Origin of the sequence: Rhizobium leguminosarum (assembly GCF_001679785.1) — a bacterium.
Classification (GTDB): Bacteria; Pseudomonadota; Alphaproteobacteria; order Rhizobiales; family Rhizobiaceae; genus Rhizobium; species Rhizobium leguminosarum_R.
Map to the genome: position 1 here is coordinate 2,169,826 of NZ_CP016286.1, position 20,454 is coordinate 2,190,279.

The 20,454-nt window shown below is 60.2% G+C and carries 16 protein-coding genes and 1 pseudogene; 6 read left to right on the forward strand and 11 right to left on the reverse strand.

Features of this window, described 5'->3' with window-relative positions; genetic code table 11:
- Positions 1-439 precede the first annotated feature (439 nt).
- Entirely contained in the window at positions 440-1,615 is a 1,176-nt protein-coding gene (locus BA011_RS10880) for an MFS transporter (RefSeq protein ID WP_065282495.1), read from the reverse strand.
- 318 nt (positions 1,616-1,933) lie between these two features.
- Here BA011_RS10880 and BA011_RS10885 point away from each other — a divergent pair, with 318 nt between their 5' ends.
- Positions 1,934-2,356: a hypothetical protein gene (locus BA011_RS10885; RefSeq protein WP_151343448.1), complete on the forward strand. Its 423-nt coding sequence runs from the start codon at positions 1,934-1,936 to the stop codon at positions 2,354-2,356.
- 66 nt (positions 2,357-2,422) lie between these two features.
- Here BA011_RS10885 and tyrS read toward each other — a convergent pair whose 3' ends face one another.
- Positions 2,423-3,688, reverse strand: coding sequence for a tyrosine--tRNA ligase (gene tyrS, locus BA011_RS10890; protein ID WP_065280464.1), 1,266 nt, complete (start codon positions 3,686-3,688; stop codon positions 2,423-2,425).
- 341 nt (positions 3,689-4,029) lie between these two features.
- Between tyrS and BA011_RS10895 the strand changes: the two genes are divergently transcribed.
- A complete protein-coding gene (locus tag BA011_RS10895) occupies positions 4,030-5,931 on the forward strand; it encodes a potassium transporter Kup (protein WP_065280465.1) in 1,902 nt (633 codons plus the stop codon).
- A gap of 89 nt (positions 5,932-6,020) precedes the next feature.
- Here BA011_RS10895 and BA011_RS10900 read toward each other — a convergent pair whose 3' ends face one another.
- Positions 6,021-7,604, reverse strand: a complete 1,584-nt coding sequence (locus tag BA011_RS10900) for a Na+/H+ antiporter (RefSeq protein ID WP_065280466.1) — start codon at positions 7,602-7,604, stop codon at positions 6,021-6,023.
- A gap of 338 nt (positions 7,605-7,942) precedes the next feature.
- Here BA011_RS10900 and BA011_RS10905 point away from each other — a divergent pair, with 338 nt between their 5' ends.
- The gene (locus tag BA011_RS10905; protein WP_065280467.1) at positions 7,943-8,719 is read left to right on the forward strand and encodes a protocatechuate 3,4-dioxygenase; all 777 of its coding nucleotides are present in this window, start codon (positions 7,943-7,945) and stop codon (positions 8,717-8,719) included.
- A 101-nt stretch (positions 8,720-8,820) separates the two neighbouring features.
- Here BA011_RS10905 and BA011_RS10910 read toward each other — a convergent pair.
- The 3 genes and pseudogenes from BA011_RS10910 to BA011_RS10920 all read right to left on the reverse strand — a co-directional run bounded on the left by BA011_RS10910 (position 8,821) and on the right by BA011_RS10920 (position 10,790).
- Positions 8,821-9,596 (reverse strand): annotated as a pseudogene (locus BA011_RS10910) (molybdopterin-binding protein).
- Complete coding sequence (locus BA011_RS10915) at positions 9,593-10,435, reverse strand: cytochrome b/b6 domain-containing protein (protein WP_065280468.1); 843 nt, start codon at positions 10,433-10,435, stop codon at positions 9,593-9,595. The pseudogene BA011_RS10910 and the gene BA011_RS10915 overlap by 4 nt, the downstream one beginning before the upstream one ends.
- Before the next feature lie 85 nt (positions 10,436-10,520).
- The gene (locus BA011_RS10920; protein WP_065280469.1) at positions 10,521-10,790 is read right to left on the reverse strand and encodes a pentapeptide MXKDX repeat protein; all 270 of its coding nucleotides are present in this window, start codon (positions 10,788-10,790) and stop codon (positions 10,521-10,523) included.
- 234 nt (positions 10,791-11,024) lie between these two features.
- On the opposite strand from BA011_RS10920, the gene BA011_RS10925 reads away from it, so the two are divergent.
- From BA011_RS10925 to BA011_RS10935, 3 genes are all read left to right on the forward strand, one after another.
- Positions 11,025-11,573: a sigma-70 family RNA polymerase sigma factor gene (locus tag BA011_RS10925; RefSeq protein WP_065280470.1), complete on the forward strand. Its 549-nt coding sequence runs from the start codon at positions 11,025-11,027 to the stop codon at positions 11,571-11,573.
- Positions 11,570-12,214: an NrsF family protein gene (locus BA011_RS10930; protein WP_065280471.1), complete on the forward strand. Its 645-nt coding sequence runs from the start codon at positions 11,570-11,572 to the stop codon at positions 12,212-12,214. The genes BA011_RS10925 and BA011_RS10930 overlap by 4 nt, the downstream gene beginning before the upstream one ends.
- Before the next feature lie 406 nt (positions 12,215-12,620).
- On the forward strand, positions 12,621-12,902 hold the full coding sequence (locus tag BA011_RS10935; protein WP_065280472.1) for a nodulation protein: 282 nt from the start codon (positions 12,621-12,623) through the stop codon (positions 12,900-12,902).
- 49 nt (positions 12,903-12,951) lie between these two features.
- Here the strand turns inward: BA011_RS10935 and BA011_RS10940 are convergent, their stop codons facing one another.
- From BA011_RS10940 to BA011_RS10960, 5 genes are all read right to left on the reverse strand, one after another.
- Complete coding sequence (locus tag BA011_RS10940) at positions 12,952-14,445, reverse strand: right-handed parallel beta-helix repeat-containing protein (RefSeq protein WP_065280473.1); 1,494 nt, start codon at positions 14,443-14,445, stop codon at positions 12,952-12,954.
- Between the two features lie 445 nt (positions 14,446-14,890).
- Positions 14,891-16,378, reverse strand: a complete 1,488-nt coding sequence (locus tag BA011_RS10945) for a right-handed parallel beta-helix repeat-containing protein (RefSeq protein WP_065280474.1) — start codon at positions 16,376-16,378, stop codon at positions 14,891-14,893.
- A 526-nt stretch (positions 16,379-16,904) separates the two neighbouring features.
- Complete coding sequence (locus tag BA011_RS10950; RefSeq protein ID WP_027668996.1) at positions 16,905-17,876, reverse strand: DMT family transporter; 972 nt, start codon at positions 17,874-17,876, stop codon at positions 16,905-16,907.
- A gap of 406 nt (positions 17,877-18,282) precedes the next feature.
- Positions 18,283-18,885 carry a hypothetical protein gene (locus BA011_RS10955; protein WP_065280475.1) on the reverse strand — a complete coding sequence of 201 codons (603 nt, stop codon included), beginning with the start codon at positions 18,883-18,885 and terminating at the stop codon, positions 18,283-18,285.
- A 357-nt stretch (positions 18,886-19,242) separates the two neighbouring features.
- Positions 19,243-20,454, reverse strand: coding sequence for an ABC transporter permease (locus tag BA011_RS10960; RefSeq protein WP_065280476.1), 1,212 nt, complete (start codon positions 20,452-20,454; stop codon positions 19,243-19,245).

Here is a 20,454-nt window from a genome sequence, read left to right on the forward strand (position 1 = left end):
CGCGGCAACGTAGATGCGAATTATGGCGCGATTTAGAAACAACTAATACTGGCATTTTGGCGGCGGAAATTTGTCCGAAGCGAGGCGCAAAACTCCGTAGTCGAGCCTCCATTTGCGGCCGGACACGGCCATCACAAACCCCGTAAAACATATGTTTTGCTAGGCCGAAAGGCTGGAGTTTCGCCATCCCAACCAGGTCCACTCAGACGAGATGGACTGTGGCCGCAATGCTTGAGCAGCAAAACCATTCGCCAAGAGTTGACGACAGTATGCGGAATTAGCTCCTCACCTATACGAGCTATATTTCCGATGGCCACCCATAATACTTCGGCGCAACGGGAAATACATTGCGCTCGTCCGATTCACCAGCGAAAGCCGGAGGTTCCCCTCCGGTTGAGGACGTGAACGAGCTTACGACAAAGGTCGCCGGCGTGGCGTGTCAACCGTGTGGTTGCGCCGGTTCGGGTTGGCCTGTGACCGGGGCAGGATCAGCGGCAAGTGCCCTGGTGACCAGCAGCGCTGCGGCGAGAACAGGGACGACCACCCAGTACGAAAAGCGGATACCGAAGTGTTCGGCGCCGAAACCGAGCAGTGGCGGCCCGGCGAAAAACACAAGGAACGTCGTCTGCCCGAGCGCTGCAACGTTGACGGGTGCGGGTCGATCCGTGCGTCGGGCCGCAGCCGAGATGGCAAGCGGATAGACTGAGGAGCAGCCGATACCTGTCAGGCCAAAGCCTGCGAGCGCGATAGCAGGGTGTGTCGCCGTCGCAACCATGACAACACCGATGGCAGCGATCCCAAGGAGAGTGATTGCGACCGGGCGCGGATTGAAGCGGTCGATGACAGGGTCCATGCCGAGCCGCCCGATGGCGATGAACGAGGAAAAAATGGTCACGCTGAGCCCGCCGATGAAGGGTTCGACCGCGAATACGTCGCGCATATAGATCGCCGACCAATCGACGCTTGCGCCTTCGGCAAGAAGCGGAGCTGCGGCGAGAAGGCAAAGGGGGAGCAGTCCGATCGTGGGAAAAGCGATGATCGGCGTATCTCCGGGGTGAGCGTCCTGCCGTCGGGGCGCATTCTCGATCCCAGAGAAAACGATCGACCCGGCAATCAAGACCGTCACCAGGACGATGAAGGTATGCAGTTCGATGGAGACGGCAGCCTGACGCATGCCGGCGGCAACAAGGGCGGTGATGCAGAAGCCGAGGCTCCACATGCCGTGAGCCCGGCTCATGATGCGGTACCCAAGCAGCGCCTCATGGCGATCGGTTTCGATATTAGCGTTGATCTCGAATGCTCCGGTGAAAACGCCGGCAATGAAGAACAACGGCACCGCCAAGAGAGCTGAGGGCATCCAAGGGATCAACGCGAAAAACAGCGACGCACCGAAGACGGTGACGAAGGCGGTGGTGCGCGCACCGAGCCTCTCGATCAACCCCACCGAGAACGTCAACCCGCAGAGAACCCCGGAGGACAGGACGGCGAGCAGAAGGCCAAGCTCGCCTTCCGTCAGGCTAAACTTGACCTGAAGATCGGGCAGCCGCGAAACAAACGCACCTAAGGAAAGGGCCACGGCAAACTGAATGAAGAAAATGCGGTGGTGCGGCTTCATCTCGACACTCTGCTCCGATTGGGGCGGGATCGCAGCAGAGCGATCCCGCAGATAGCCGGACTTTCCGACGAAATGGCGCTGGCTCAAAAGCCGCGCTCGCAGGATTTATCAAACACCCTTGCTGACAGTCCTTGTCAGCATCATGTAGCCGCCGCTGATCTCACGCATGGTTGGCGGCCGCTGATGTTTCTGTGACGCGCAGCTGCTCCGTCCACATCCACCTCCCTTTCTCACAAAATTCGCCCTCACCTCAATTTACTTGCCATTCTGCAATCGGCATATGTTTGTGCCATGGACAAGTCGCACGAGAGGGGAACTATGGCGTCGACGCATATAAACAATACGGGTGCACGTGCCGGCTGGAAGGGCTTTGTCGGACTGGTCGTCGCCGCAGCGATCGGCTTTGCCTTTATGACGGGCATTGCGCAGGCGGAATCTTTTTCGAAGCTTGAAAAGCAGGGCTATGCCGTCGGCAAACTCACCAAGGGCAAGGCTGGCGGCTACGGCTGGGTCATCTCAAACAGCAATAAGCAGTTCTTCTGCCGGCTGAATGCCAGCCTGGCATATGTCAGCAAAAAGGAGATGGTGGGCATCACGTCGTCAGGACGGCTCATCAAGGTGGACCGTGCGACGTTCGAGGCAAAGATCGGCGGCCCTGATCCGTCGATACCGCAATGGAGCGATCTTCAATCCGGCCGTGTCAAGCCTGATGACGTTGGGAGCTGCACGGCTGTTCGCTGATTTACGTGGAGTATCGCGGGGAGCGCGACAAGCTGTTTAGGATTTGCCCGCTCCCCGAACACAGCGCTAAACCGGCTGAAGGAGGACCTGTCGCTTCTTGCCGACCGAGAGCCGGATCACCCCGTCCTGGACGTCGGAGTCGCCAAGCCGCATTGTCTCGTCTTTTACGCTGCCACCGTTGACTCGCACACCGCCGCCGACGATCAATCGACGCGCTTCGCTTTTCGACTTGGCGAGCCTGGCAACGACCATGGCGTCGACCAACGGAAAATCACCGCGAAGGCTATCCGGGAGAATGACCGTCGGGAGACCCGCCGGCACTTCGCCTGCTTCGAAGGCGCGCCGGGAGGTTTCGGAAGCTTGCGCCGCGGTATCAGCCCCGTGGCACAGGCTGGTGACCTGGTCGGCAAGGATCTTTTTTGCTTCGTTGATTTCGGAATCCCGAAGCACTTCAAGGCGTGCAATTTCGTCTAAGGGTAACTCGGTGAACAGCCTGAGGAAACGCCCCACATCAGCATCCCCGGTGTTTCTCCAGAATTGCCAGAACTCATAGGGCGACAGCCGGTCGGCGTTTAGCCAAACCGCGCCCGAAACGCTCTTGCCCATCTTCGCGCCCGATGATGTCGTCAGCAGCGGGGCAGTCAATCCAAACAAGGAGCGTCCACCGATCCGCCGTCCAAATTCGACGCCGCTGACAATATTGCCCCACTGGTCGGAGCCACCCAGTTGAAGCAGGCAGCCGCGGCTTTCTGCGAGCACATGGAAGTCGTAGGCTTGCATGACCATGTAGTTGAATTCCAGCAATGACAGCGATTGCTCTCGTTCCAACCGTTGGCGCACGCTCTCCGATGTGAGCATTCGGTTGACTGAAAAATGCGGCCCGATATCGCGCAGGAAATCGAGATAGTTGAGCCCGCCCAACCAATCGGCATTGTTGACCATCACCGCATCGGTCAGGCCATCCCCGAAGACGAGGAATCGCTCGAAGACCTGCCGGATGCCGATCAGGTTCTTCAGGATCTGCTCTTGGCTGAGAAAAGGACGTGACGTGTCACGGAAGCTCGGATCGCCCAGGCGGCTTGTCGCACTGCCGAGCAACGCAATCGGTTTGTTACCCGTCTTCTGGAACCACCGCAGCATCATGATCGGAATGAGATGCCCGACATGCAGGCTGTCGGCGGTGAGATCGAATCCGTTATAGGCGGTGCCGGCTCCTGAACAAAGCCAACTGTCGAGTGCTCCTAAGTCGGTGCATTGATGCAGGAAGCCGCGCTCGCTCAAAGTGCGAAGAAAGTCAGATCTAGGTCCGATAGGCTGAGAGGATAGTATCAACGAGGGTCTCCTTTTGGGCCGATGAGGCCGGAGACCTTCTGTTGACACACGTGCCGCCGACCGTACGGCGTCTCGAGTGTCAGGAATATGACCTTGCGCCGCTCTCTATGGGAGCAGCGAATAATAGAAGCCGGAAAGGGTCAGGGCGCAGGTCATGCGTCCTTATTACCATGCGAAAGCGCAATCACAAGGGATGCGAACGAGGTTTGAACGGATCGCAACGCCACCTTCCTACGCCCACATCCGCCCCTCATAAAAAAATAGCACCCGCATCAATTTGCTTGCCGTTCTGCAATGCGGCATATGTTTGTGCTCAAAGCAAATGGCATGAGCGGGGAACCATGACGTCGACGCATATGGATAAGACGGGGGATGGCGCCGGCCGGAAGGGCTTTGCCGGATTGGTCATCGGCGCGGTCGGCGTCGTCTATGGCGATATCGGCACCAGCCCCCTTTATGCCCTTCGCGAGGCGCTGAGGCCCTTTGCGGCCGATGGCGTACACGAAGCCGAGGTCATCGGCCTCATTTCGCTGATGGTCTGGACGCTGACAATCATCGTAACCTTCAAATATGTGCTCTTCCTTCTCAGGGCGGACAATGACGGCGAAGGCGGCACGCTTTCGCTTCTCGCCCTTTTGATGAAGAAGATGGGGCGAAACGTGCCGGTGCTCTTCTTCGCCGGCCTGATCGGAGCGGCTCTCTTCATCGGCGATGCGATGATCACGCCTGCCTTGTCGGTCATGTCGGCACTAGAAGGCCTGAAACTGGTTACGCCGGCCTTTGCCGAATACGTCCCGCTCGCTTCAGCTGCGATCATGATCGTTCTCTTTGCTGTCCAGTCGAAGGGAACCGCCGCCGTCTCCATCTTTTTCGGGCCAATAACGGTGTTGTGGTTTCTGGCTATGGCGGCAGGCGGCCTGATCCATATCGGCGACGATTGGAGGATTTTGGAGGCACTCAATCCAATCAATGCATTCCTGTTCCTCAGCCATGCTGGCAGCGTCGGCCTCATCGTGCTCGGCGCCGTCTTTCTGACGGTCACGGGCGCCGAAGCGCTCTATGCCGATCTCGGGCATTTCGGGCGCCGCCCGATCCAGATGGCATGGTTCGTGCTCGTTTTTCCTGCCCTACTTCTGAACTATCTCGGCCAAGGCGCGCTCGTTCTCGCCCATCCGGAAGCCGCCACCAATCCGTTCTTTCTGATGTATCCCGACTGGGCCTTGCTGCCGGTGGTTATTCTGGCGACGATGGCAACGATCATCGCCAGCCAGGCGGTAATCACAGGCGCATTTTCGCTGGCCCGCTCGGCGGTTCACCTCGGCTTCCTGCCGAGGCTCAGGATCAAGTTCACGTCGGAGACCAACACCGGCCAGATCTACGTGCCAAGCGTCAATCTTCTCCTGCTGGTCGGCGTCTTGATGCTGATCTTTTCCTTCGGCGACTCCGAGTCGCTGGCGACGGCCTATGGCATCTCGGTGACCGGAACCATGGTGATCTCGACCATGCTGGTCTTCCAGTTCCTCCGGGCCGTCTGGGGCTACTCCCTCGTGCTCGCCGCCGTCCTGCTGCTGCCGCTCTTCATCATCGAAGTCCTGTTCCTGGCGGCGAACCTCTTGAAGATCCACGATGGCGGCTGGGTTCCGGTCGCCCTTGCGCTGGCGATCATGGTCATGATGTGGACATGGACCCGAGGCCAGGCCTATCTGAAGAGATTGCGGGCCAACAACGAGATCCCGCTCGATTCCTTCATCAGGTCGATCGAGCGAAAGTCGGAGCATTCCCCGGTCACCGTTCCGGGAACGGCCGTCTTCCTGACCAGCGTCCCGGATCGCACGCCCAACGTCCTGCTCCACAATCTCAAGCACAATCACGTGCTCCACGAACAGAACGTCATCCTGACCGTCTGGACCGAGGACGAACCTTATGTGCCCGACAGCCGCCGCATCAAGATCAGCCAGCTCTCGCCGCGTTTCGTACGCCTCGACATCACTTTCGGCTTCATGGACGATCCCGATGTCACCAGGGCATTGGCTCTCTGCCGGGAGAGCGGCTTCAAGTTCGAGATCATGAGGACCTCCTTCTATCTCGGCCGCCGGAACCTCGTCAGGACGCCGAACACCGGCTTGCCCGCCTGGCAGGAGCGCATATTCATGGGGCTGGAGGGCTTGGCGATCGATCCCTCCGATTACTTTAACCTGCCGTCCAACCGCGTCGTCGAACTCGGCGAACAGATTGCCATTTGAGAGCACGGCTTCCAAGCCGCTCGCGCTTGCATCAGCCTCGATATCGCAATGCGTTGACGATGATATCGAAGGGCGTAAGGCGCTGAACCTTACGCCTTGGCAGAGATCGCGCTCAACTCCTCGAGATCGAGATCGCGTTCAAGCTCGTCCAACGTTTCGTCGTCGATGTCGCCGGCGCGATGAAGGCGAATGAGTTCCCGTCGTCCCGTGGCAACCGCTTCGAGAACGACGTCGAAGTGAGCATGGAGCACCGGTTTGTAATGCTCCGTTCTCTCGGCATAGTCGACGATCACTGTCGCCCTGCGCTGGTATCGGTCCAGCAATTGCGGGTGGATGAGTTGTCCTTCCGCGTCGTATGCCAGGCTTTGGACGGTCCCGAGCTGCGCCTGCGCCATGGCGACTTCGGCCTGGCTCATGCTCAGGCGCGCTCTTTCCGTCTCCGTCTCCACCAGCCGCGCCCAGGCAATCACCCGTCCCAATGTCGTGCCCTGCACGAGCACGGTTCCCAGAATGACGGCGAAGGATGTGGCGAGGATGAAGTCACGGCCCGGGAACCCCTCGGGCAGGCTAAGCGCCAGAGCGAGCGTGATCACGCCGCGCACGCCTGCCCAGCTGAGAACCGTCGCGCCGCCGACGCCGAGCGGCCGAGTTCGCGTCACCCCCAGGGCTGCACAGAACCTGATGACGAGATCGGAGGCGAAGACCCAGGCAAAACGCGCCACCACGAGCGTGACGAGGATCGCCAGCATCGGCAGCCCCATCGTCGCGATCACCGTGGTCAAGCCGCCGCCGCGTTCGACGACATCCCGCAGCGAGAGGCCGATCAAGGTGAAAACCGAAGCTTCCATAAGGAAGATCATCACCGTCCAGAACGACGTGCCGCGCATGCGCGTTGCGGCTGAAAATACGGTGTGCTGGTGCCAGGACGCGATCAGGCCGGTGGTGACGGTGGCAATGACGCCGGAAACATGCAGCAGTTCTCCGAGCAGATAGGAGATCCAGCCGAGCAGCACCGTGGCTGCGATGATCAGATATTCGTCGCCGAGACGCCGGACGAGCTTGACCCATGCCGTTCCCACAACGACGCCGACGACGGCGCCGCCGAGCGCCAGCACGAGGAAGCTGCCGACAGCCTCCCCGGCGCTGAAGGCTCCCGTTGCGGCGGCGGCAACGGCAAAACGGAAAAGAACCAGGCCGCTCGCATCGTTGAGCAGGCTCTCGCCTTCCAGGAGAATCTGCAGCCGCCGCGGCAGTTCTACCCGCTCCAGCACGGCGCGCGCCGAAACTGCGTCCGGCGGGGCAACGATCGCGCCAAGAGCCGCGCAGGCTGCCCAGGGAAGCGATGGAAAGATAAGATGGGCCACGACGGCCACCACCGCGCAGGTGAACAACACAGCGCCGACGGCCAGCGAGGCGATGCCGATCATATGGCGCCGCAACCGCGCCAGCGCGATGGCCCAGGCGCCGTCCATCAGGAGCGGCGGCAGGAAGATGACCAGCACCAGTTCCGGATCGACCGATATCGCCGGCAACCCCGGCACAAATGCCAGCAAGGCGCCACCGGTCAGCAGCGCGACGGACGGCGGCAGTCCGAGCCTGTGGGCGGCATAGTGCAGCGCGATGATCGCAAGAAACATCGCGATGACGAGCTCGAATAAGTGGGTTGGTTCCATACGCCTCTGCCCTGGCTCGAAAGCGAATTTTGGATGCCTACTGCGTAGTTCAAAGCGGAATCGATTCAAGGATAAAATTATCCGGTAAATCAATGCTTTACAGCATCTTTTACGCGACCGGAGCCCAATGGGCGCTTCGGAGCAACCGTCCATTTGCTAACATCGGCAGAATACGCTTTCCCGTCAATCCGGCTGCAAACAGGAGTGGCCGCTTCGGGACCCACCTGGCGTCTCGGCGCCTTGCAGATAATCTCGTTGCAGTCGATCATTGCCTGGATTTAATTGGAATTTCCTGCGCATCCTCCTTAAATCCTGCGTCTTGAGGCAAAGGAAGACAGATGAAGAGGCGGACACTTGTGCTTGGCGGTGCGGCCATTGTCGCATCATCCGTGGCTGCGATGGCGATCTGGCCGCGGCGGCATGTCACTGTTGCCGCCAGGACATTCGACTGGAAGGGAACGGATTTCGTAAGCGGCGGCACAAAGTCGGTTACCTTGGAAAAGCTGCCTGAGCCGCTCTTCCGTACCCGTCCGAATTGCGTCGTGACCGTCGCCCAGACCCTTGGCCCCTGCCATGTCAACAATGCCCCGGCTCGTCAGGACGTCTCGGAAGGAAAGGCCGGGCTGCCTTTGCGGTTGGCCGTTCGGATCATCCACGCAGCCGATTGCCGGCCGGTCGAAAATGCCGATATCGAAATCTGGCATACCGATCACCGCGGCATCTATTCCGGCCGCGAGGCTGCTGAGATGTGCACCTTCGGCGATGCCGAGGCGATCAGCGGGCTCGCCTTCCGCGGCCGCCAGCTGACGGATGCCAAGGGGCAGGCAAGTTTTTTGACGGCCTATCCCGGATGGTACAAGGGCCGCACGCCGCATGTTCACTGCCGTATCCTCGTCGACGGCAAGGAGCTTCTCGTCAGCCAGATCTATTTCGACGATGTGCTGAGCGATATCATCTATGGTGAGCATCCCGACTATCTCGGGCGCCCTTCCCGCGATACGCGCAACGACGAGGACGGCCTCATCCCGGAGGATGCGGCCGACCACATGTTCGATTTCGAAAAGCTCGATAGCGGCGTGCTGTCCGCCACCATCACCATCGGCCTCTCTGCCTGAGCGCGGCAGCGGCGGGGTTCCGCACCCCCGATCACGACGAGCTCTCCGGCCGTGGAACCCGACACGAGGAAAGCGTCAAGGTCGGCATGTCGGTCGGGGGCCTATATGCCCGCATACCATTCATAACCGCGATCCTCCCAGAAGCCGCCATTGCCGCCGTAGAGCTGACCGAGATCGGCGACGGCTTCGATGCCGGTCAGGTATTTTGCCTGCTTGTAGCCGAGCTGCCGCTCGACCCGGAGCCTGAGAGGCGCGCCATGGGCAACTTCGAGATCGCGGCCGTTCATGCTGTGGGCAAGGATCGTCTGGGGGTGGAACGCATCGACGAGATCGATGCTTTCGTAATACCAGCCGCTGCCGTCGAGCGTCTTTTCATATTCGTCGGCGCAGTGGAAGACGATGTAGCGGGCTTCGGGTTTCAGACCGGCCGTCTGAAGCAGCGCACCGAGCGGCACGCCTGTCCATTTGCCGATCGCGCTCCAGCCCTCGACGCAGTCATGCCTTGTGATCTGCGTGCGGGCCGGCAGGGCTTTCAGCTCGGCCAGCGACAATTGCATCGGCTTGTCGACCAGCCCGCCGACATCGAGCTTCCAGTCCGAAAACCGCTGGTTCATCCACTCGATATAGCGGGCATTATCAGGCATGCTCGTGCCGTTGGCGCGGAAGGTCGGCGAGATATCGGCTTCGGTGAACTCCCGGGCGAGCGCGTCGTCGCCGAGCAGGAACGCTACGTCTTCATGCTGAAACCTTCGGCGATCTTCAACACCGATTTCGTCCGATCGTTTTCGACGAGGGCATCGCAGCCGGCGAGCCCCAGCGCCGATGCCGTCATGGTCGCGCCGATCAGGAAGCGACGCCTGGTGATGATGCGGCTCATGGCTTTCCTCCCTGCCCGATGTCGTAATAGCCTGTGACCATCGAACGCAGATTGTTGAACACACCCGAGACCAGCACCATCGCCACATGCACGGCGACGAAGGCGACGAGCGAGAAGGCGGTCAGGAAATGCAGCGTGCGGGCCGATTGCGGGCCGCCGAACAGATCGAGCAGCCACGGCGCGACCGCATTGAAGCCCGGCGACATGGTAAGCCCCGTTCCGATCATCAGCGGCAGCAGCACGAAGATCACGGCGACATAGGCGAGTTTCTGCAGCGTATTGTAGTGGCGTGCCTCGGCCCCTTTGGGAAAGCGCAGCCGGGCGTGACTGACGATCTCGTGGCCGAGATGCGAAGGCTTCAGCTCTTCGGCCGCCGGCAGCAGATCGCGGCGGAAATGCCTGCTGACAAAACCATAGGCGAGATAGATGATGCCGTTGATGACGAACAGCCAGGCAAAGAAGAAATGCCAGCGCCGGCCCGATGCCAGATCCTGGTAGCTCGGCAAGGTCAGCCAGTTCGGAAAACCGCGCACAGCTGCCTCGCCATCGACATTCGAAACCCCGAGAACGCCCGTCGTGTCGAAGCTCAATCCGCCCAAGTGCGTCACGCCCTTCAGCACATCGCCTTCCTGTTCCACCTCCATGGAAATGAAGGACGGATCGTCGTCGGCGCCGTACTGGCCCCAATAGAGCGCCGGATGGGCGTTGAATATCTGCAGGCCGCTGTACAGCAGCACCGTCATGCACAGCACGTTTACCCAGTGCGACAGGCGCACCAGCAGGCCATGGCGGTAGAAGAGCGTGCGTCCGCTCGCCATGCCGGCATCGGTCGTGGCCATTGTAGTTCCTCCGGATCGGCGTGAAAGGTCTTCGCGAGAAAGGACGCGGCCGCCGGCGATAAAGTTTCAGCGGCCGCGCCAAAGCTTACTTCATCGCGTCGCAGGCCTTCATCATCGTGTCCTTCTTCATCGTGTCCTTCTCCATGCCGGCATTGTGCATGCAGTCGGCCTTGGTGCTGCCGGTCGCCATTGCGTCCTTCGACATTGCATCCTTGGACATGGCGTCCTTCGACATCGTGTCGGTCTTCATGCTGTCTTTCTTCATGGCATCGCTGCTTTGGGCGCTGGCGGCGCCGGCAAGCGACAGGCCGATAACGAAGGTGCAGGCGGCAAAGCTGGAAAGGATCTTGGTCATGAAGGTTTCCTCGGATCGATTGACATGTCCGCCGGCACCCGCCGACGGCTCACAGTCCTGAATTCGATCCCCTTGCGAAGGCGGTTACAGTCTCACGCTTATGTGATAGCGCTACAGCGCCGCGCGTCTTTGGAGACGCGCAAGGGACGCTGTACACTTTGAATTGCCGCCGGAAGTTTTTTTGAACCCGCCTGTAACCAAAGCGTCATCCACCCGAATGATATTGCAGACGACATGACGAGCGCCCATTCGGAACAAGCACTGAAGATGCTGATGCTTCTTTCCCTCGACGGGGACGAGGCAGCCTATCGGCGTCTGCTCGTGACGTTGCGAACCCTGCTCGTCGGTTATTACGGCGGGCGGATCGGCACGACCGCGAAATCCGACACGGAAGATCTCGTGCAGGAGACGTTGCTGGCGCTGCATTCGCGCCGGGCGACCTATGACAGGGAGCGGCCGTTTACCGCGTGGTTTTTCTCGATTGCCCGCTACAAGCTGATCGACCACCACCGAAAGCATGGCGGCCGGTACAAGGCGGAGATGGAGCTGGACGAGGAGATCGAAGGCGACTTCAGGGAGGATGCGATTGCAGCGCGCATGGATGTCGAACGGCTGTTGAACGGCCTGCCGCAGCACCAGCAGGAGCTGATCCGTCAAGTCAAGCTCGAGGGGCAGTCGGTGGCCGACACGGCAAGCCGCACCGGACAGTCGGAATCGGCGGTTAAGGTCGGCGTTCACAGGGGCATCAAGGCGCTGGCGGCAAGATTGCGAGGTGGAATGTGAGAGAGACTGAGGACGTGATCGACAGCCTTGTTCGGGATCTGAAGCCGGTGCCGAAACATGCGCTCGAACGCCGCTTCGCGCTCGCCATCCTGCCTGCTCTGGCAGTCTCGCTGCTGCTGATGCTTATCGTCCTCGGCCTTCGCACCGATATGGCGCAGGCTCTGATGCTGCCGGTCTTCTGGGTCAAGTCCGCCTACAATGCCTTGCTGGCGATCGCCGCCTTCGCAGCCGTATACCGCCTGTCCCGGCCGGAGGGTACGGAAGGCCGCTTTTTCGGGATTGCCGCGGCCATCATACTCGCCCTCGCCGTCATCGCGGTTTTCCAGCTCGCTTTGTCGCCGGCCGCAAGCTACCCCGAGCTGGTTCTCGGCTCCTCCGCTCTGCATTGTCCGCTGCTGATCTTTGCCTTTGCCATGCCGATCCTGATCGCAAATACCTGGGTTCTCCGTGGCGGTGCCCCGAGCAACCTCGGCATCACAGGCTTCATCGCAGGCATTGCGGCCGGCGCATCCGGCGCCTGGGTCTATTCCTGGTTCTGCACGGAAAACGGCCTGCCCTTCGTCACCCTCTGGTATTCGCTCGGCATCCTCTTGACCGGCGCAATCGGCGCGCTGCTCGGCCCCCGCCTCCTGCGCTGGTAGCACCGGCTGTTTGCGGCACTGCGCCACTAGAGCCTTTCCGGGTTAGATTGAAGCATTCTGTTGGCTCAAACGGAGTCGGATGGTCGACCGGCCGGCGCGTGTCGTAGCCTGGCTCTACGGCCAAGCCGGCCGGTCGATCAGCCGGCCCGTTTCAGCCAACCCGAAGGGCCGGGCATCTTTCCGCCAGGATCAGAGGCGATCGGCTCGGACGTACCAAGGGGTATGCCCTTCGCCAATCGCCTTTGCCCTGACGAAAACCTGCTCCGGCAGAATGCTTCAATCTAACCCGGAAAGGCTCTGATCCTTCATCCGGCATGAAACCAGATGCAGCATTCCTGCGTACTACTCAGGGGATGAGTCTTGCGTACCCCCTGGATCGGAAACACAGGCAGCGGGGAATGACGGCATGGTCAGGAAAGAAGGCGTAGCCCATATCACTCGGCAAGCCGCGGAACAGGGGCTGTCCAGACTGATGATGAGGCTGCCTGCGACGCGGGCAACGATCAGAACCGCCGCGGCGAGCCAGCCCCATCTTTACGAATTATGCGGCGCCTACGGCGAAGCCTGCGCCGTCCTCGATCGCATGCGCCGGGATAGATCGGCCGATCCCGCAATCATCACCGAATACGAGATGATCTGCACGGAAATCGAAGTCGACGTCATCAGGATCCTGCTCGGTGATCAATGAGACCACCGCAAGCACCGGACTGACCGCTGTCCATGATGAGTTCAACCTATCAGCTCAGCAAGTCATCCATATGGATGGAGATGCTCAGCGTATCCGTGTCGAAATGTAGCGAAGTCCCATCGGAGATCTTGTAATGGAAGGTGTCGCTGACATCTCCGCTAAGCCCGGCGAGCTTCGCCGCGTCGGCCGTATAGGTGTAATCGCCGTCACTGTCGACATGGATTGTGCCGTATTGGCCGCTCAGCGTCACGCCGTCCTTGTCGACGAATTCGCCCTCGAAACGGCGAAGCAGCAGGGTTCCATTGGCCGAGCTGTCGTTTTCGAGGAGATTGCCGTAGTGGGCGCCATCCAGATCGGAAGCGATTTTCAGGCTGTCATGGGTTGCGACAAGCGGAGGCGCCGTGTCCGTGTGCGCCGTATCGCCGACCGCGAGACTATCGCTGCTCGCAAGCATCGTCGCCTGGGCCTCGTCGAGCGTCGTGTTGTTGCTGACGGGAAAGGTGTTCGCGGCGATGATGGTGGGAGAGATGCTGTATGGCCTGACATCGCTGGCGATGACATTGTCGTGGAAGGAGCCGGATGCCGGCCTGTCGACCTTCAGCGCCGCCTGCGACAGATCGTCAAAGACGTTGTTGTGGATCTCGATACCCTCGCGAATGTAACTGGTCGTGCCGGAGGCGCTGACCACCACGCCCCATACACCATCGTGGATGTAATTGCCTGAAATGTCGTAGTCCCGCGTATTGCCCTGGTCGCCGAGACCGATGGCATAGGACCAGCTGTAGCCGCCATAACCTGAAATATCGTTGTCGTGAATAGCGATGTTGGTGCCGGCTTGGGCGCCGATCCCGAAGCCACCGCCGATGATCGCGTTGTCCTCGACCAAGGCATTTACGGTCCGAACGAGCGCGATGACACCCTTCGGCGTAGCTGCCCCCGTCTGGTCGAGATAATTGCCGCTGATCACGATATTGCTGCTGTCATTGATCTGGACGGCATCTGCCGCGGTGCCGTGGGCATTGGTGACGGTGTTGTTGAGAAAATTGACGCCGTTGACTTTTTCGATCCAGACGCCGTCGCCGTTCACGTCGTTGATCGTGCTGTTTTCGATGGTGATGTTCGAGCCGGTCCGGAAGGTGATCGAACCTGATTTGCCCGCCAGTCCGGTGTGATCGACCTCGACGTTGCGGACCGTCCAGTTCGAAACATATCCGCCATAGATGGCTGCCCCACCGGTGTCCGAGATCTTGATGTTCTCGATGACGATGTTCGATGCATAGAGGCTGTGGATGCCATCATTGGGGCTATGGATGACCGGCGCATCGCCGACACCATAACTGCCGATCGTAATCGGAGCTGCAATGCTGCCGGAGTATTTAAGGTCGAGCTGGTCGTTGAACACGCTTCCGGCGGCGAGAAGCACGCTGTCGCCCGGCTGCAGTTTCAAGTTTTCTACCGCCCAGAACGATGCAAACGGCGTGGCCTCGCTCGTCCCACTGTTGCTGTTGGAGCCTATCGCTGGATTCACATAATAAATTGCCATATCGCCTTGTTCTCGAATTGCCCGCGCAGCCGTCTGAATCGGCTGCGACGCGTGGATCGGATGCGGTCGGGGCTAAAGGCCATGTCAAAAGGCCTTCGATATTGCCCTCACGACGGTTGACAGACCTGTGGGCCTGCCTTGGTCCCGAGAACGCCTGGCGGAGGCGTATCCTGGAAATGACAACTTATACGAAAACAATCTACTAAATAACGAGCGAAAGGTGAATGAACGATGATCGTACACCTCGGCGACGTATGGTCGCAGAGGTGAGACGTCCCGTTTCAGGTCAGTCGCAAGCCGGAAAGGTTGAGGCCGTATTGCAGCCCCTTGCCCTCACCCGGCGGCAGCCGGATGAGGGAACACTGCGGAGCCATATGATGGCGAGAACAACGCTTCCCCGGGAGTCCACGCCTTCCCGGAAGGAACGCCTCCCGGCACCCTCACCTCAGCTCAGCAAGCCATCCAGATGGATGAAGACGGTCAGCGTATCCGCGTCGCTATGATGCGAGCTTCCATCGTTGACCCCGTAGCTGAACGACTCGCTCACATGTCCGCTATGGTCAGGGAGCTTCGTTTCATCGAGGGTGTAGGCATAGTTGCCTTCCCGGTCCACATGGATCTCGCCATATTCCCCGGTCAGCGTCAGGCCGTGCTTGCCGACGGTTTCCTCCCCGAAGCGCCGAAGCACCAGAGTGTCGTTATCCGAGCTGTCGTTTTCGAGGAGATTGCCGCGGTGGGCGTCGCCCGTATCGGTGAAGATTTTCAAATTGTCATGGACGGCGACAACCGCCGGGTCCGCGGAGGCCTCTGTGACTGCCGCGGTCTTCGCAACCGGGCTTGCCAGCGCCGTCTCGACATTGGCGACTGTATGATTGCCTTTGACCGTGAAAGTATGCGCATCGGCAATGGCCGGCGATATGCTGGTGGCCTTGGTGCCGGTCTCGATCGTATTGTTGTAGAAGGAGCCGGATGCTGGCCTGTCGACCTTCAGCGCCGCCTGCGAGAGGTCGTCGAAGACGTTGTCGTGGACCTTGATATTCGTGCGGGTATAGCTGGCGCCGCTGGGGCCACTGACGGCAACGCCCCATGCGCCGTCATGAATATGGTTGCCTGAAATATCATAGTCCCGCGCACTGCCCTGGTCGCCGAGACCAACGGCGAAGGACCAGCTGTAACCGTGATATCCGGATATGTCGTTGTCGCGGATGGCGATGTTCTTGCCAGCGGGCGCGCTGATACCGAAGCCGCCGCCGGTGAGCACATTATCCTCGACCACGGCATTCGTTGCCCGCACCAGTGCTATCACCCCCTTCGGAGTGCTGGCGTCGGTCTGGTCGAGATGATTGCCCTTGATCAGAATATTGCTGCTGTCATTCACTTGCACGGCATCAGCCGTCGAGCCGTTCGCGCTGGTGACGGTGTTGTTGAGAATCTTGATGCCGTTGACCTTCTCGATCCAGAAGCCGTCGCCTTTGACGTCCGATATCTTGCTGTCTTCGACCGTGACGTTCTTGCTGCTCCGGAAGGTGACGGCGCCTGCGTTTTCCGACAATCCCGTCTTGGCGATCTCGACGTCGCGGACCGTCCAGTTCGTGACACTGCCGCCATAGATGCCCGAACCACCGATATTCGATATCTTCAGGTTCTCGATGACGATGTTCGAGGCATAGAGACTGTGGATGCCGTCGCCGCTGCTATGGATGACGGGTGCCGCACCCGTCCCGTAACTGCCGATCTTGATCGGCGCACTCTCGCTGCCGGAATATTTGATATCGAACTGCTCGTTGAACACGCTTCCTTTGGCAAGAAGCACGCTGTCGCCGGGTTTCAGCTTCAAGGATTCCACTTTGGACAAAGTCGCAAAAGCCGAATTCTGGCCCGTTCCGCTGTTGCGGTCGGAGCCACTCGCTGAGTTCACATAGTAGACTGTCATATCGCCATGTTGCCCTATTCGTCGGATCGCTAATGTCGCCGCCGGGATCGTCCAGGATCGGCCGATTGGATGCGGCGGGGGCAAACCGGCCACGGCAAAAAGGCGATAAGATGTTGTCAATGGGGCAGCGGGCGGGTTCGCGCGCCTCATTCCACAGGCAATTGCCTGGTGTGACAAAAGTTACAACTTGGGCCGAGAAATCGGCGACTTCGAGGTGAATAAATCGCGGCGTGTTTGCGCGAGGCATACGTCGCCTTCCGTCTGTGCGCCATGTGATTCTTGCCTTCGCTCGCGCTCAGGGGGTGAGGAGCGCCAGCGACGAACGCCTTGAGCGTAAGCGAAAGGCGCACTCCAAGGTGAAACCCTACCCCTCGCCCTCAAAGCCGAGGTCAGCGTCAACCATGTCGCAGCGATGGGGAGACCTCAGGCCCTACAGCGCCGCGCGTCTTTTCAGACGCGCAAAGGACGCTGTAGCACTTTGAATGGCTGCATAATTTTATCCTTAAGTCGATCCCGATTTATGGAGTTATGCAGTAGCCGCTTCGGCCTTGATCTTCGGCTTCAGCAGGATGATGAGAAGCAAGCCGGCGATGATGAGTGCCGCGCCTTCGAGGTGATAGCGTTGCAACTGCTCGCCGAGGATCAGATAGGCGAGCACGGCTATGAAGATGGTCTGAATGTAGAGGAGGACGCCCGCCCGAGCCGCGCCCAGTGCCTCGATGCTGCGATTGAAGAGGTAGTACATGACCGCCCCGCCGGGGATCGCGACATAGGCGAGCGCGATGAGCCCGCTGCCGTTGAGCGTCGAGCGCTCGTCTGAGAATAGCTCGAACAGGTAGAAGGGCAGCGCCGTCAGCACCGCCGCACCGAGCAGCAGCACCAGGAGCGCAAGGCGATTCATGTCGAATTTCGCGCGGCGGAGCAGGACGGTATAAAGACTGAAACAGAACGCGCCGGCGACGATCCACAGTTCACCCGGGTTGAAGTCGAGCCGCATCAGCGCGGCCGGACTGCCCTTGATGATGATGACCACGATCCCGAGAAAGGCCAGGATCGATCCGATCACCTGCCAGCGTCCCATCGGCTCGGCCAGCATCAAACGGGCAAGGATCATGGTGATGATCGGGATCAGGGCGATGATGATGCCGGCAGTAGTGGCATCGGCATGTTCGAGGCCGACAAAAATCATGCCCTGGCAGATCGCCAGTCCCACACCGCCAATGAGAAGCAGTTCGAGCGGGCGAGCCCACATCAGCGCGACCATGTCGCCAAAATGCCGGCGCACGATCGGCATCAGGATCGCGAAGGCGATCAGCACGCGCCAGAAGCAGAGCGCCCAGGGCGGCATCTCGGTAGAAACCCATTTCGCCGCGATATAGACGCCGGCCGACAGCAGCCAGCAGAGAACGCCCACGGAATAGGCGGCGGCAAGCGAATTGCCTGCCGCCTGTTCCGTCCCGACCGTGTCGCGATGGACCGCCAAGACATTCATTGCCATGGCTGAGTTATGCCACAGTTTCCATGGGCTGCACAGATGAGGCGGCGGCGCTCCGCCTGTTGTGAGAACAACAACCCGTGGATGCGGTTCACCTTGATCCGGAGTCCTCGCCACCGCCGTGCAAGGGCAAACGAAGGATTTCCATTTGCCGCCAGAGCGTGCCCCCGCCCCTTTGCGGCATTTGCGGATTAATAAGCTGATGTCTCCTTCGGGCCGATCAGGGACGGGTCGCCGTGATGACGTCGCCCGGAAACACAGGCCTTTCTATGGTCGAGAGCATAAATAAACGCCACACGGCTGCATTGAAGTCTCGATTGCCGGTCATGCGGGGAGCCCCAGGCCGGCGATCAGCGCGACACCCCAACATCAAACCTCTGCAACTGACTACATCGCCTTAATCACCCGCTTATATATCGGCGTCAGGGGTGGCAACGAGAGGCGTAATGCCATCACTGCCGTAAATTCGGCTGCCATCTCCTTTGGGCAAACCGACAATAGCAGGCGTAAGAGCCTGGCGAAGCGCGTTTAATCTATTGATGATGTATAGCGCCTGCTCTTTGTTATTCAGCGTCTCGCCATGAACGACTGCGTCTAGAAGCTGAAACCCAATGTGATTTTCCCTGTTCAGATAGCTCTGAAGGGGATAGGACGCTTCAACTCTCCTAATAAGATTATCGGAGAAGTGTGGGATGATAGGGTTCTCGCCTTGGTGATTGTTCGTGGCGAAAGAAACCACGGCGTGAACCTCACCGGTAAGCCTAAAGATTGAGTAGGCAGCAAGGAGTTTCTGGCGCCTATCAGCTTCGATCGCTGCAGATTTGATTTCCGCAAGCTCCTGACGTTGAACCTCAATCTGATTACGCAGCAATGCTGCATTCTCGCTTGCTGCTTCTTTAGTGGCTTTGATAGTCCGATTTGCCGCCACGAGAGCCATATACCCTGCCGCGGCTGTCGCTATCGCTGCGGCTGCACTCGCGATTGCACCCCATTCCGCTGCACCCCAGCCCATCAAACTATCCTCATTGTTTTCGGGATGAAGATATAGGTGGGTAGGTATTCACAATGCAACAGCCTCTCAAAAGCAGCATTGGGATAACGCCAAACTAGGCTTAGCCATCTCTTCCTATCCCTGGCGCACGATGATCCTTTCGATACATCGCGTAAAGACCGACACAGGCAGCCGCGAAACCGGAGACCGTACCGACATGGCGCCCGCGAAGCTCCCTAATGGTCGGCAAGGGATTGCGTCGATGAGGGCATGTGTGGCTACTATTCGACGGTCTGAATAATCGCAATGGGTCGATGGCGGACGGATGGGTCGCAGTGATCATTTCACCTACCCGGAGAGTTCTCATGCAGCCAGCCTCTACCCCCTCGCCCTCAAAGCCGAGGTCAACGGCAGCCTTGTCGCAGCAAGCGCCGGCAACGCTCCACCGATGATGCCGATGGCAAGCCCCAGCAGCCCGGCGGTGAGCGCGACGTCGGCGGTGACGTCGAGCTGGAAGGCCATCTTGGTATTGTTGGCGCCCAGCGTGCTTGCCTGCCAACCGTCGAAGGCAAGACGTGAGGCGAGGATACCGAACGCCGCACCCGCGACGGAAAGCAGCACGGCCTCGATCCAGGTCGCGGCAAAGGCCGGCAGGCGGCCGAAGCCGAGCAGCCGCAGCGTGGCGATCTCGACGGTCCGGTCGGAGACTGAGCTCATCATCGTGTTCAGCGCCCCGGCCGTAGCGCCGACCGCCATCAAGAGCGCGATCGGCCAGCCGAACAGGCGGATCAGGCTCTCGGTGCGCTCGGCCTGAGCGGCATAGAGATCGGCCTCGGATACGGCGGTGAGCGGCGGACCCGAGAGACCGGACAGGCGCGCGCGCAGCGTCACCAATGCGCTCGCGGCATGGCTCCCGCCATCGAGCCGCACCCGCAGGCTCTGCACCTGCCCCTGCCGGTCGAAAGTCGATTGCACCGCCTCCAGATCCGCCCAGATCTCGGATTCGAAGGCGCTGCCGCCTGAGGTGAAATGGCCGGCGACCCTCCAGTCGACCGCGCCGAGGCGCACCGTCTCGCCGACGGCAAAGCCGGGGAAAGTCTGGGCGATGCGGGCGCCGACGACGATCTCGCGGGCGCCGGACGAAAACAGCCGCCCTTCGGAAAGCAGGGCGCGCTCGCGCAAGCCCGGGCCTGCCACGTCCATGCCCCTCAGCGACAACGTCTGGTCGGCACCGTCGCTTGCCCTGATATCGACGGGAACGACGGTCTCGCGCGATAGCGTCGGCCCGCCCGCACCGTCGCGGGCAATCCCCGTGTCACCGCTCATGGCGGCAAGGCTGCGGATCGCCTCGGCCGGCACATCCGAGCCGGCCTCCTGGTTGGTGCCGCCGCCGAGGATGACGGCGACATCGGGCGAGCCGGCCCCGGCAAGCGCGGCATCGAAGCCGCGCGCCATCGCCAGGAAGCCTGCGAGCACCGCCACCACGAGGGCGACCGAGAGCACCATCGACAACGAGATCGCTAGCCGCCGCGGCAGGCTGCCGAGATTGACTCTGATCATGAGAAAGATCTGCTTGAGCGTTGATGACAT

Coding starts and splice junctions, on each gene's coding strand:
- BA011_RS10880 (WP_065282495.1), bottom strand. CDS start 1,615: ATGAAGCCGCACCACCGCATTTTCTTCATTCAGTTTGCCGTGGCCCTT.
- BA011_RS10885 (WP_151343448.1), top strand. CDS start 1,934: ATGGCGTCGACGCATATAAACAATACGGGTGCACGTGCCGGCTGGAAG.
- BA011_RS10895 (WP_065280465.1), top strand. CDS start 4,030: ATGACGTCGACGCATATGGATAAGACGGGGGATGGCGCCGGCCGGAAG.
- BA011_RS10900 (WP_065280466.1), bottom strand. CDS start 7,604: ATGGAACCAACCCACTTATTCGAGCTCGTCATCGCGATGTTTCTTGCG.
- BA011_RS10905 (WP_065280467.1), top strand. CDS start 7,943: ATGAAGAGGCGGACACTTGTGCTTGGCGGTGCGGCCATTGTCGCATCA.
- BA011_RS10915 (WP_065280468.1), bottom strand. CDS start 10,435: ATGGCCACGACCGATGCCGGCATGGCGAGCGGACGCACGCTCTTCTAC.
- BA011_RS10920 (WP_065280469.1), bottom strand. CDS start 10,790: ATGACCAAGATCCTTTCCAGCTTTGCCGCCTGCACCTTCGTTATCGGC.
- BA011_RS10925 (WP_065280470.1), top strand. CDS start 11,025: ATGACGAGCGCCCATTCGGAACAAGCACTGAAGATGCTGATGCTTCTT.
- BA011_RS10935 (WP_065280472.1), top strand. CDS start 12,621: ATGGTCAGGAAAGAAGGCGTAGCCCATATCACTCGGCAAGCCGCGGAA.
- BA011_RS10940 (WP_065280473.1), bottom strand. CDS start 14,445: ATGGCAATTTATTATGTGAATCCAGCGATAGGCTCCAACAGCAACAGT.
- BA011_RS10945 (WP_065280474.1), bottom strand. CDS start 16,378: ATGACAGTCTACTATGTGAACTCAGCGAGTGGCTCCGACCGCAACAGC.
- BA011_RS10950 (WP_027668996.1), bottom strand. CDS start 17,876: ATGGCAATGAATGTCTTGGCGGTCCATCGCGACACGGTCGGGACGGAA.
- BA011_RS10955 (WP_065280475.1), bottom strand. CDS start 18,885: ATGGGCTGGGGTGCAGCGGAATGGGGTGCAATCGCGAGTGCAGCCGCA.
- BA011_RS10960 (WP_065280476.1), bottom strand. CDS start 20,454: ATGTCATCAACGCTCAAGCAGATCTTTCTCATGATCAGAGTCAATCTC.